The 13,645-nt window shown below is 39.0% G+C and carries 5 protein-coding genes and 2 rRNA genes; all 7 read left to right on the forward strand.

Annotation, left to right across the window (positions count from 1 at the left end; all coding sequences use genetic code 11):
* Nucleotides 1-183: 183 nt before the first annotated feature.
* The 7 genes from MNY66_RS01400 to MNY66_RS01430 all read left to right on the forward strand — a co-directional run bounded on the left by MNY66_RS01400 (nucleotide 184) and on the right by MNY66_RS01430 (nucleotide 12,962).
* Nucleotides 184-3,091, forward strand: a 23S ribosomal RNA gene (locus MNY66_RS01400).
* A gap of 174 nt (nucleotides 3,092-3,265) precedes the next feature.
* Nucleotides 3,266-3,381 (forward strand): 5S ribosomal RNA (gene rrf, locus MNY66_RS01405).
* A 2,028-nt stretch (nucleotides 3,382-5,409) separates the two neighbouring features.
* Complete coding sequence (gene metA, locus MNY66_RS01410; protein ID WP_047254748.1) at nucleotides 5,410-6,339, forward strand: homoserine O-acetyltransferase MetA; 930 nt, start codon at nucleotides 5,410-5,412, stop codon at nucleotides 6,337-6,339.
* A 355-nt stretch (nucleotides 6,340-6,694) separates the two neighbouring features.
* Nucleotides 6,695-8,293 (forward strand): malate synthase A, encoded by a 1,599-nt coding sequence (gene aceB, locus MNY66_RS01415; protein WP_241501281.1) that lies wholly within the window; start codon nucleotides 6,695-6,697, stop codon nucleotides 8,291-8,293.
* A gap of 54 nt (nucleotides 8,294-8,347) precedes the next feature.
* A complete protein-coding gene (gene aceA, locus MNY66_RS01420; protein WP_241501282.1) occupies nucleotides 8,348-9,655 on the forward strand; it encodes an isocitrate lyase in 1,308 nt (435 codons plus the stop codon).
* A gap of 103 nt (nucleotides 9,656-9,758) precedes the next feature.
* Nucleotides 9,759-11,486, forward strand: a complete 1,728-nt coding sequence (aceK, locus tag MNY66_RS01425) for a bifunctional isocitrate dehydrogenase kinase/phosphatase (RefSeq protein ID WP_241501283.1) — start codon at nucleotides 9,759-9,761, stop codon at nucleotides 11,484-11,486.
* Nucleotides 11,487-11,853: 367 nt separating this feature from the next.
* Nucleotides 11,854-12,962, forward strand: a protein-coding gene (locus tag MNY66_RS01430) for an IS3 family transposase (RefSeq protein ID WP_420915494.1) whose coding sequence is annotated in 2 segments (ribosomal slippage) — nucleotides 11,854-12,106 and nucleotides 12,106-12,962 — 1,110 coding nt in all. Because the reading frame shifts where the segments join, the coding sequence is not laid out codon by codon here.
* Nucleotides 12,963-13,645: the final 683 nt, after the last annotated feature.

Genomic DNA, 13,645 nt, shown 5'->3' on the forward strand with positions numbered 1-13,645 from the left:
AATAATGATTAAGCTGACTTATTGAGTCGGCTTAACAATTATGCTCTTTAATAATCTGGAACAAGCTGAAAATTGAAAACAACGGTATTCTTTGTCGAAAGAATACCAGAGTCTCTCAAAATACTCAGACCCCAAGGTTTTATCGCTGTGCTTGCAGTGATAAAAGACACCTTCGGGTTGTGAGGTTAAGCGAATAAGCGTACACGGTGGATGCCTAGGCAGTCAGAGGCGATGAAGGACGTGCTAATCTGCGAAAAGCGTCGGTGAGCTGATATGAAGCGTTATTAGCCGACGATGTCCGAATGGGGAAACCCGGTGCACTTTGGTGCATCATCATTTAGTGAATACATAGCTAAATGAAGCGAACCGAGGGAACTGAAACATCTCAGTACCTCGAGGAAAAGAAATCAACCGAGATTCCCCTAGTAGCGGCGAGCGAACGGGGAGCAGCCCAGAACCAACATCAACGCTAGCATTAAGAGAACAGTCTGGAAAGTCTGGCAGTAAAGGGTGATAGCCCCGTATCTGAAAATGTTAGTGTTGTGAGTTCGACGAGTAGGGCGGGACACGTGTTATCCTGTCTGAATATGGGGGGACCATCCTCCAAGGCTAAATACTCCTGACTGACCGATAGTGAACCAGTACCGTGAGGGAAAGGCGAAAAGAACCCCGGCGAGGGGAGTGAAATAGAACCTGAAACCGTGTACGTACAAGCAGTGGGAGCCTTGATTTATCAGGGTGACTGCGTACCTTTTGTATAATGGGTCAGCGACTTATATTCTGTAGCAAGGTTAACCGAATAGGGGAGCCGTAGGGAAACCGAGTCTTAACTGGGCGAATGAGTTGCAGGGTATAGACCCGAAACCCGGTGATCTAGCCATGGGCAGGTTGAAGGTTGGGTAACACTAACTGGAGGACCGAACCGACTAATGTTGAAAAATTAGCGGATGACTTGTGGCTGGGGGTGAAAGGCCAATCAAACCGGGAGATAGCTGGTTCTCCCCGAAAGCTATTTAGGTAGCGCCTCGTGAATTCATCTTCGGGGGTAGAGCACTGTTTCGACTAGGGGGTCATCCCGACTTACCAACTCGATGCAAACTACGAATACCGAAGAATGTTATCACGGGAGACACACGGCGGGTGCTAACGTTCGTCGTGAAGAGGGAAACAACCCAGACCGCCAGCTAAGGTCCCAAAGTCATAGTTAAGTGGGAAACGAAGTGGAAAGGCTCAGACAGCCAGGATGTTGGCTTAGAAGCAGCCATCATTTAAAGAAAGCGTAATAGCTCACTGGTCGAGTCGGTCTGCGCGGAAGATGTAACGGGGCTAAACTATGCACCGAAGCTGCGGCAGCGATATTTAAATATTGTTGGGTAGGGGAGCGTTCTGTAAGCCTGCGAAGGTGTGCTGTGAGGCATGCTGGAGGTATCAGAAGTGCGAATGCTGACATAAGTAACGATAATGCGGGTGAAAAACCCGCACGCCGGAAGACCAAGGGTTCCTGTCCAACGTTAATCGGGGCAGGGTGAGTCGACCCCTAAGGCGAGGCTGAAAAGCGTAGTCGATGGGCAACGGGTTAATATTCCCGTACTGGTGATAATTGCGATGGGGGGACGGAGAAGGCTAAGTTAGCTGGGCGACGGTTGTCCCGGTTTAAGGATGTAGGTGGGTGAATTAGGCAAATCCGGTTCACTATACACTGAGGTCTGATGACGAGTCACTACGGTGATGAAGTAACTGATGCCATGCTTCCAGGAAAAGCCTCTAAGCTCTAGATTATCATTAATCGTACCCCAAACCGACACAGGTGGTCAGGTAGAGAATACTAAGGCGCTTGAGAGAACTCGGGTGAAGGAACTAGGCAAAATGGTGCCGTAACTTCGGGAGAAGGCACGCTGGCGCTAGGTGAAGTGATTTACTCACGGAGCTGAAGCCAGTCGCAGATACCAGCTGGCTGCAACTGTTTATTAAAAACACAGCACTGTGCAAACACGAAAGTGGACGTATACGGTGTGACGCCTGCCCGGTGCTGGAAGGTTAATTGATGGGGTTAGCGTAAGCGAAGCTCTTGATCGAAGCCCCAGTAAACGGCGGCCGTAACTATAACGGTCCTAAGGTAGCGAAATTCCTTGTCGGGTAAGTTCCGACCTGCACGAATGGCGTAATGATGGCCAGGCTGTCTCCACCCGAGACTCAGTGAAATTGAACTCGCTGTGAAGATGCAGTGTACCCGCGGCAAGACGGAAAGACCCCGTGAACCTTTACTATAGCTTGACACTGAACATTGAGCCTTGATGTGTAGGATAGGTGGGAGGCTTTGAAGTGTGGACGCCAGTCTGCATGGAGCCAACCTTGAAATACCACCCTTTAATGTTTGATGTTCTAACGTAGACCCATTATCTGGGTTGCGGACAGTGTCTGGTGGGTAGTTTGACTGGGGCGGTCTCCTCCCAAAGAGTAACGGAGGAGCACGAAGGTTAGCTAATCACGGTCGGACATCGTGAGGTTAGTGCAATGGCATAAGCTAGCTTGACTGCGAGAGTGACGGCTCGAGCAGGTACGAAAGTAGGTCATAGTGATCCGGTGGTTCTGAATGGAAGGGCCATCGCTCAACGGATAAAAGGTACTCCGGGGATAACAGGCTGATACCGCCCAAGAGTTCATATCGACGGCGGTGTTTGGCACCTCGATGTCGGCTCATCACATCCTGGGGCTGAAGTAGGTCCCAAGGGTACGGCTGTTCGCCGTTTAAAGTGGTACGCGAGCTGGGTTTAGAACGTCGTGAGACAGTTCGGTCCCTATCTGCCGTGGGCGTTGGAAGATTGAAAGGGGCTGCTCCTAGTACGAGAGGACCGGAGTGGACGCACCACTGGTGTTCGGGTTGTCATGCCAATGGCATTGCCCGGTAGCTAAGTGCGGAAGAGATAACCGCTGAAAGCATCTAAGCGGGAAACTTGCCTTGAGATGAGTCTTCCCTGACTCCTTGAGAGTCCTGAAGGAACGTTTAAGACTAAGACGTTGATAGGCTGGGTGTGTAAGCGGTGCGAGCCGTTGAGCTAACCAGTACTAATGAACCGAGAGGCTTAACCTTACAACACCGAAGGTGTTTTAGAGAGACACTGAATGATTTAGCGATTTATTTTGGTGAATAATCAAATAATGAGATAAATCAGGAAAGAATATTGTTTAAAATGACAGCTTGTTCAAGATTAAAGTTAATGTGATGGAAGCCGTAAGGTGACATCATGTTGACAGACAGAATATGTCTGGCGGCGATAGCGCGGTGGTCCCACCTGACCCCATGCCGAACTCAGAAGTGAAACGCCGTAGCGCCGATGGTAGTGTGGGGTCTCCCCATGTGAGAGTAGGGAACTGCCAGACTTTAATAAAGACGAAGAAGCCACCCAATAGGGTGGCTTTTTTGCGTCGCTATAAAAAAATAAAAATAAACAACTAGTCAGAGGGTTAAAGTGTATTTTTATTTGCCTATTTGCCTATTTGCCTATTTGCCTATTTGTCTATTTGTCTATTTGTCTATTTGTCTATTTGTCTATTTGTCTATTTGTCTATTTGTCTATTTGTCTATTTGTCTATTTGTCTATTTGTCTATTTGTCTATTTGTCTATTTGTCTATTTGTCTATTTGTCTATTTGTCTATTTGTCTATTTGGCTATTTGCTTATTTGCTTATTTGCTTATTTCATTGAGTGCCTTATAATTTAATTATTAATAAGCCTCTATTGATAATCAAATAGCTATTGATTCATCAACTAAAAATTATCGTATATTTCAGATTACTCGGTTTACCAGTAAATGATCTATCTTTAATTTTTCATTCATGCATTCTGCAAGTAAATATTGATAACAGTCATAATCCATAGATGATTTAATATTGGAGCCTATATATTTGATAAACTTTTTAATATTCGCTAGAGCACTATTGCTACCCTTGAACGGTAGAATTATAGTGATACATTTTCAATGTGTTCAATAACACTTTCTTTATAACCTTTATTTTTATATTAAATAATAACGCACTATTTTTAAACAAGTTTTTAAATAAGTATTAGTAATTAAATTAAAATAGATATCATCTTCAGTTCTGTAGATGAATAATAAATAGGTAATATCGGCAATTCAAAATTGTTATGGCTAAAGAGGATAAAAGCTGATTTAACCAGCTTATATTGCAATAAAAATGATGATGATTGAATGTTGTTTAATAATATACTCGGCTAAAAAATGATATTCTTTCAATAATATAAATAACCAATTACGGCTAATAATAATTTATTATAGCTGCGATATGATTAAAATCCGTCATCGCTTTTTAATAAAATACATTAGGTCTTTATAATAAGTATTAAGTAATATAATTTATTGAAATTATAAATAAAAATAATTTTTCAATCGGATTATTTATGTCTTATTATTCTGCAATAATGATTATTTACTCTCATAATTAAATTAAACTGTTTGATATCCAGTTAAATTATTGCATCACTCTATTACGCTAAGAACTACCCTTTTTTAGAGATTTTTTCCATATTAAACTAATTTATTGAAATCATTGAATAAAAAATATCTACTAGTCAATTACTCATAGTTAATAAATCTATATCAATAAAATAGAACATTACTCTTCGTAATAAAAATATCCTTATACATCTAACTATAAGAAATTAAATGTTAATAGTTGATTTATCTAAGTTAATTCGTTGGTTTTTCGATTAGCTTCATAGGCTGATTTTAAGGATTTATCTGGTACTTAATATACTGCGAAGGGCTTCGCAAATTTTTAATGATTTATTTAAGATTTATAGTACTGAGTATTAGTTTGATCTATAATTTATTGAGTAAAAAATATCACGTAGTTATTTTAAGCGTTTACTAATAGGATAATAATTTGATATTAATAATATATTATTTATCACCATAACTATAGATAAGCTAACTCTATAGATAATATTTCCTAGTCAATTTCATATAAATTAAATAGTTATATAAAATTTAGTGAAGAATAATTATTTGTGATTTAAGATAAATTTTTTGTATTTGATTTGCAATATTTTAATATTAATAATGTATTATAATAAATATCGAAGTAATCAATTTATAGTTAATTATTTATTCATTTCTCTTAATTAGTCATTAAATATAATAAATATTATAAAGACCATTAACTCAGATAGAATTTAGTCTTAGTTCGTATTCAAGTATATATTAATCTCTAATCTCTATATTTACATAAAATGAGATTATTAACGTAGTGAAATTAATTTGTACTGGAATTTATATGATTGAATAAAATTCATATTGAGATGAATTACTCGACAAATCGAATTAGTTTGGCTAAATTATTTAGCATTCTAGAAGTCTATACGGTTAAAAGTGAAAAAGGGGTTTAGTGATGCCGATTCGTTTACCTGATGAATTACCTGCGGTTAATTTTTTGCTCGAAGAGAATGTTTTTGTTATGACATCAACAAGAGCACGATTTCAGGATATTCGACCATTGAAAGTGCTGATCCTAAATCTGATGCCTAAAAAAATTGAAACCGAAAATCAATTATTACGTTTATTGTCTAATACTCCTTTACAGATTGATATCCAATTATTACGGATAGATCAGCGGGAATCCAAAAATACTCCAGCAGAGCATTTAGATACTTTTTACTGTGATTTTGAAGATATTAAGCAGCAAAATTTTGATGGCTTGATCATTACAGGTGCACCATTAGGGTTGGTTGAATTTGATGATGTAGCTTATTGGCCACAAATTGAAGAGATCATTCATTGGGCTAAGGAGCATGTAACATCAACTTTATTCATTTGTTGGGCGGTACAAGCAGGATTAAATATTCTATATGGATTGCCTAAATTAACCCGAAAAGATAAATTATCGGGTGTATACAAGCATAATACTTTGCAGCCTCATGCATTATTGACTCGTGGCTTTGATGCGAGTTTTTTTGCACCTCAATCACGCTATGCTGATTTCCCTGAAGAATATATTCGTGAGAATACAGATCTTGATATTTTAGCATCATCAGAAGAAGCGGGAGTTTATCTCTGCGCAACGAAAGATAAAAGGATGGCATTTGTTACAGGTCACCCAGAGTACGACGCTGATACGTTAGCTCAAGAATTTTGGCGTGATGAAAAGGCCGACTTATCTCCGGTTATTCCGTGTAATTACTTTACTGATGATGATCCTAATAAAGATCCTTTATTAACTTGGCGCAGCCATGGGCATCTGTTGTTTTCAAATTGGTTAAATTATTTTGTGTATCAGATCACACCTTATGATCTTAGTGATATGAAACCAACATTTGATTGATTTTAGTATTTTAGCCTAAAAAATAATAATAAATTTTTATTAAATAAGATAACATTTTACTAATTAAACTATTTTTGGTGTTATATGCTAATATTTACTTAAGGGTGGCGGAATAGGTACTGCTATCCTAGTTGAATTTTATTAGTCCAGTTAAAATCAAGAAAGTATTAGTTAACATTTACTTAACACTAATATTTAATTTCTATATTTCTAACAGTTATTTTTCATAATTACATTTATTTATTTAATATCATTGGGTTAAACCAATTCAAATATTAAAATGGAAACCATTTTTGATTTTATTTGTTTTTAGGTTAGTCTTAATTTATCGCTCGGGATAAATAAGGATCAACCGATGAATGAACAGCTATTAACATCTCAATTATTTTTTACTAAAGCCCCCTCAAATCAAGATAAAGAAGTTTTAACTGCTGATCTAATTGAATTTATCACATTACTGTCTGAGCGTTTTTCAGCGCGTAGGAAGTTATTATTAGAAAAGCGCAAAGTTTATCAGCAGCGAATTGATAAAGGTATTCTTCCTGATTTTATTTCGGAAACAAATTCCATTAAAAAAGATGATTGGAAAATCAAAAATATACCTGTTGATTTAGAAGATCGTCGTGTTGAAATTACTGGTCCTGTTGATCGCAAAATGGTGATTAATGCGTTGAATTCACAAGCAAAAGTCTTTATGGCTGATTTTGAGGATTCTCTTTCTCCGGCATGGGAAAAGTTAATCGATGGTCAAATTAATCTGCGGGATGCAATTAATGGAACTATTTCTTTTCAAAATGAGCAGGGAAAAGTTTATCAATTAAAGTCAGATCCTGCGGTATTAATTGCCCGAGTACGCGGGCTACATCTTGATGAAAAACATGTTTTATTTGATGGCCAGCCAATTCCTGGCGGATTGTTTGATTTTGCGGTGTATTTCTTTCTCAATCATCAGGCTTTGTTGAAGAAAGGTAGTGGCCCTTATTTTTATCTTCCAAAATTAGAATCATGGCAGGAAGCACAATGGTGGAGTGATGTTTTTAGCTACGCTGAAGATCAATTCTCCCTTCCCCGCGGTACGATTAAAGCGACTGTTCTAATTGAAACATTACCCGCTGTTTTTCAAATGGATGAAATCCTTTATTACCTTCGCTATCACATAGTGGGGCTTAATTGCGGGCGTTGGGATTATATATTCAGTTATATCAAGACATTAAAAGAATATCCTGACCGCGTGTTACCCGATCGTCAAAGCGTTACGATGACCCAATCATTCTTGAATGCCTATTCTCGATTATTGATTAAAACCTGCCATAAACGAGGTGCTTTTGCTATGGGAGGAATGTCGGCATTTATTCCAAGTAAAGATGCCGCGCTCAATCAGCAGGTGCTGGCAAAAGTGACCGTTGATAAGCAACTGGAAGCTGATAATGGGCATGATGGTACATGGATTGCTCATCCAGGGCTGGCCAGTTGTGTATTAGCCATTTTTGATCAAGCTCTTGGAAAGCGTAAAAATCAGCTAGATATTATGCGCGAGGGAGATGCTCCGATAACGGCAGAACAACTGTTAGAGCCTTGCGAAGGTGAGAGAACTGAAGCGGGCATGCGCGCCAATATTCGTATTGCAGTGCAGTATATCGAGGCTTGGATCGGTGGTAATGGGTGTGTTCCTATTTATGGTTTGATGGAGGACGCGGCAACGGCCGAGATATCAAGGACATCTATTTGGCAATGGATCCGTCATGGTAAGACACTGTCTAACGGTCAAAAAATCACTAAATCGCTGTTTATTGAAATGTTGGATGAAGAACTACAAGTGATCCAACAAGAACTTGGCGATGTTCGTTTTCAAAGTGGGCGTTTTAAAGAGGCAGCAGAACTGATGCGGACAATCACGACGCAAGATGAGTTAATCGAATTTTTAACTGTTCCTGGTTATCAATTATTGGATTAGCCCTTTGATGATAGTTATTTGCTAAATCGTTATTTGCTAAAAAGGAACAGAACAATGACAACGTCAAGAGAACAACAAATTGCGCAATTAGAGAAAGATTGGCTGTCAGATCGTTGGGCAGGGATTAAACGTTCTTACAGTGCACAAGAGGTGATTAAGCTACGTGGCTCAGTTAATCCTGAACATACTTTCGCTCGCCATGGAGCTGAAAAGCTGTGGGCATTATTGAAGGGGGGAGCGAAGAAAGGTTATGTAAATGGATTGGGGGCATTGACAGGGGGACAAGCCTTACAGCAAGCCAAAGCAGGGATTGAGGCGATTTATTTATCGGGCTGGCAAGTCGCAGCAGATGCTAATACCGCTTCGAGTATGTATCCTGACCAATCGCTATATCCCGTAGATTCTGTCCCTGAAGTAATTAAACGTATTAATAATAGTTTTAGACGCGCAGATCAAATCCAGTGGTCTAATGGAATTGGCCCTGAAAACGAAAAATACATCGATTATTTTTTACCTATTGTTGCTGATGCTGAAGCCGGTTTTGGTGGAGTATTAAATGCGTTTGAATTGATGAAGGCCATGATTGAGGCAGGAGCGGCCGCAGTTCACTTTGAAGATCAGCTAGCAGCAGTAAAAAAATGTGGTCACATGGGGGGGAAAGTTTTAGTTTCGACACAAGAAGCGGTACAGAAATTAACGGCTGCTCGTTTAGCCGCTGATGTGTCAGGCATTCCTACTTTGCTGATTGCACGTACAGATGCTGATGCTGCAGATTTATTAACCTCAGATTGTGATCCGTACGATAAACCATTTATTACCGGCGAACGTACATCTGAAGGATTCTTCCGCGTAAAGGCGGGTATCGATCAAGCGATTAGCCGCGGTTTGGCATATGCCCCGTATGCGGATTTAGTCTGGTGTGAGACTTCGAAACCTGATCTGGATGCTGCACGTCGTTTTGCTGAGGCTATCCATGCTGAATATCCAGGGAAATTATTGGCATACAATTGTTCTCCGTCTTTTAACTGGAAGAAAAATCTGGACGATGCAACCATTGCTCGCTTTCAAGATGAGTTATCAGAAATGGGCTATCGCTTCCAATTTATTACTCTTGCTGGCATTCATAGCATGTGGTTTAACATGTTTGATTTGGCACATGCGTATGCTCGAGGCCAAGGCATGAAGCATTATGTTGAAAAAGTACAGGAACGAGAATTTGCCGCGCAGCAACAAGGCTATACTTTTGCGTCTCATCAGCAAGAAGTCGGTACCGGTTATTTTGATCAAGTGACCAATATTATTCAGGGAGGTAATTCGTCAGTGACGGCGTTAACCGGATCTACGGAAGAAGCTCAATTCTAGTTGACTCTTTAGAAAAGCGATTGCGCTCTGTTTATGTACAGAATAATCGATTCTTGATGATATCAGGCACTTACTTAGTGCCTATTTTCTGCTGGGGACGACGATGACATTATCGATACAGCAAATAATCGCACAAACTATTTTGCAAGGATTCGATGCGCAATATGGGCGTTTTCTAGAGATAACATCTAGCGCACAAAAGCGTTTTGAACTCGCAGACTGGCACAATGTACAGCATGCAATGAAGCAGCGTATTCAGCTTTATGATCATCATGTCGGTTTAGTCGTGGCGCAATTGCGTTGCATGGGCTTAATTGATGGATTAACGCCGCAGATTTTAGCTGAGATTAAACAGCTATATTGCCAATTATTGCCTGATTATCCACGATTTGAAATTGCAGAGAGTTTTTTTAATTCAGTGTATTGTCGTTTGTTCCAACACCGTGAGCTTACCCCCGATAATTTGTTTATTTTTACCTCTCAGCCAGCAGATAGATTTCGTGATATTCCTCGCCCTTTGGCGCGTGACTATCTGATAAAAGATGATATTTCAGCAGTATTAACTCAAATACTTTCTGGGCTCTCTTTACGTTTAGCGTGGCAAAATTTAGCCCGAGATGTTGAATATATTTACCAGCATTTAGTTCATCAATTTATTTTTCAACAGCGTTATCCTACCAAATTACAGATTGCTAATGAGCTGTTTTATCGAAATAAAGCGGCTTGGTTAGTCGGTAAAATTTCTATCGATCAGCAAATTTATCCTTTTTTGTTACCGATACATAGAGATGAACATGGGCAGATGTATATTGATAGTTGCTTAACTGATTTCGATGAAGTGAGCATTGTATTTGGTTTCGCGCGATCTTATTTTATGGTTTATGCCCCATTTCCTGCGGCTTTAGTCTTTTGGCTACGTGAAATTTTACCCTGCAAGTCAATCGCTGAACTGTATATGGCGATTGGCTGCCAGAAGCATGGGAAAACAGAATATTACCGTGAATATTTAGCATATATTAATTTTTCAAGAGAACAATTTTCGATTGCGCCCGGCGTTAAGGGAATGGTGATGCTTGTATTTACATCCCCATCATTTGATAGGGTTTTTAAGATTATAAAAGATAAATTTTCACCGCAAAAAGAAGTCACCAAAGAGCGGGTATTGGAGTGCTATCGTTTAGTCAAAGAGCATGATCGTGTTGGACGTATGGCGGATACGCAAGAGTTTGAAAATTTTGTGATCGAGAAAAAATTTATTAGCCCATTATTGTTCGATGAATTATTGAATGAAGCTCCCTCTCAGATAGAAGATCTAGGCGATCAAATACTGATTAAACATTTGTATATGGAACGTAAGATGATCCCTCTAAATATTTATATGGATCAGGCTGACGATCAGCAATTAAAAAATATTGTTCAGGAATATGGTCAAGCGATCAAACAGTTAGCTGCCGCAAATATTTTCCCTGGCGATATGCTATTTAAAAATTTTGGAGTGACACGGCATTCTCGGGTTATTTTCTATGATTATGATGAAATTAATTATATGACAGCAATGAATTTTCGCCGCATTCCAGAGGCATTATCACCGGAGCAAGAGTTAGCTTCGGAACCTTGGTACAGTGTTGCAGAGAATGATGTTTTTCCTGAAGAATTGGCACTATTTTTATGTTATGACTCGCAAATCCGCGATTATTTTACGCGTTGTCATAGTGAATTGTTTACGGTGTCTTATTGGCAAGCATTACAGCAAAGGATCCGTGATGGATATATTGAAGATGTATTTGCATATCCACTTGAACGTCGTTTTTGCCAGCAATTTTCAGGTTAAAATATAAATCTATGATAGCTGGTGGAAGAATAAAAAATAGATAAAAACGGGGAAAATGTATAAGAAAAATAATCGAAAGAAAAAGTAATAAAAGGAGAGGTAATGGTGTAGATACCAGAGCCAGTGAACTGAAACAGTGGATAGATAAAGTCGCGAGCGAGCAACTTATTTTAACTCCTGCATTCACGCCTTGTCGTGTATTGCTCTGGATGTTAGCAATGTCATTAACCTTGCGCATTGCTCCCATTTCCTGAGTTTTTCATGAAATTTCTCAAGATGGCGATAATTCTTACGTAGTTGTGTCCACTTCCCTTAAAATAAGACAGCTATAATTAGATTTTCTGCCCTAAAATTTGCAGAGGTCATGATGAAAAAAGCTCGTTTTACTGAAACTCAAATCGTTAATATTTTAAAACTCGCTGATTCTGGTATGAAAGTGGAAGATATTTGCCGCCAAAATGGGATCAGCAACGCCACTTATTATAATTGGAAATCAAAGTATGGTGGCATGGAAGCGAATGATGTTAAACGATTAAAAGAGCTTGAAGATGAAAATGCGAAACTGAAAAAGCTCTTTGCGGAAGTTAGCCTTGAAAACCACGCGATGAAGGAGCTTTTCGCAAAAAAGGGTTGGTAGTGGCTGAAAAGAGATCCTGTGCTCAATCATTAAAAGAGGCAGGCTTATCAGTCATTAAGGCTTGTAAGCTAACGTCGTTGTCACGAGCCACGTTTTACCATCAGCAAATAGATTGGCGTAAAAAAGACCAAGTAGTGATCGATGCCATACAATCTGTGTTAGCGAAATCACCACAATCGGGATTCTGGAAATGCTATTTCCGACTGAGATTTCAAGGCTATCCTTTTAATCATAAACGAGTTTATCGCGTTTATTGTCGATTAGGATTGAACCTGAAACGACGGGTTAAAAAAGTGCTTCCGAAGCGTGAAAAAAGACCATTAGTGATAGAAAAAGTCCCGAATATTCAATGGGCATTGGATTTTATGCACGACAGTTTATATTGCGGTAAGCGCTTCAGAACTCTCAACATTATTGATGAAGGAACGCGTGAATGCTTGGCGATTGAGGTTGATACGTCATTACCGGCTGAACGCGTCATCAGGGTGCTTGAACGTTTAAAAGCCGAAAGAGGGTTACCGAAACAGATCCGAGTCGATAATGGCCCTGAACTCATTTCAGTTAACTTATTGAATTATTGTGAAGATAACCAAATTTTACTGTGCCATATTCAACTGGGAAAACCGCAGCAAAATGGGTTTATCGAACGTTTTAATGGTTCGTTCCGTCGAGAGTTTTTAAATGCGTATTTATTTGAATCATTAAGCCAAGTGCGAGAATTAGCGTGGTTTTGGCTGCAAGATTATAACCAAAATCGAACCCATGAAAGTTTAAATCACCTCCCACCGGAGGCCTATCGTCAACAGTTAGAAAACTCTAATTTAACGTGTCTCAATTAAAGGGGAGTGGACAGTTGGTTGTCCGGCATTGGAGTGTTCTTCTCTAGCATAAATCGTGTATAAGCGTTGAAACAGCATTTTGTCATCCAGACTAACGGCGTTCATCACATTGATTTATATTCAAACTCAGGCTTAGTGCGATGTAATTAATCTGTTTGAGCTGATTAAGTTGATATTTATTAGAGCTATCAGCAGAAACTTAATATATATCGATAGTTATATTGCTCATGTTATACCTATATTTGATTAATATTACATGAGTACCTTACTAATTAGTTAATTTGCTATTTGTAGCTAGCAAACTAATGGCTAAATATTGAGCATTTGTGCAGAGTCAGATAGTACAAAATAATAGCCACCTACACATAGGAAAGCGTATGAACATTATATGGTAGTTCATTACCGCAGTTGTTAATAGAGTGTGGTATAACACAAATATGATAAAACGTTACGGATGTAAAATTAGTCAATAACGGTGATCTGTAAGCATATAATTTAACGATTAAAAATTATTATTTTCAATAAACTATATTTATTTTTGTCGTTTAATTCGTTGTAAAGTGATAGCAGTCTATTATCTCCTCAATTATGTTGAGGTCTTTTACCGCTCAATTGCAGTATTTCTTCTGGTGTTCTATCTTGTTCATTGGCCGACTCTCTCATAGGTTTATAGAGAGGTGTAT

Source organism: Moellerella wisconsensis (assembly GCF_022592395.1).
Taxonomy (GTDB): Bacteria; Pseudomonadota; Gammaproteobacteria; order Enterobacterales; family Enterobacteriaceae; genus Moellerella; species Moellerella wisconsensis.

What these genes read in the sequence shown, in the direction of transcription:
- metA (WP_047254748.1), top strand. Translation starts at nt 5,410, where the DNA reads ATGCCGATTCGTTTACCTGATGAATTACCTGCGGTTAATTTTTTGCTC.
- aceB (WP_241501281.1), top strand. Translation starts at nt 6,695, where the DNA reads ATGAATGAACAGCTATTAACATCTCAATTATTTTTTACTAAAGCCCCC.
- aceA (WP_241501282.1), top strand. Translation starts at nt 8,348, where the DNA reads ATGACAACGTCAAGAGAACAACAAATTGCGCAATTAGAGAAAGATTGG.
- aceK (WP_241501283.1), top strand. Translation starts at nt 9,759, where the DNA reads ATGACATTATCGATACAGCAAATAATCGCACAAACTATTTTGCAAGGA.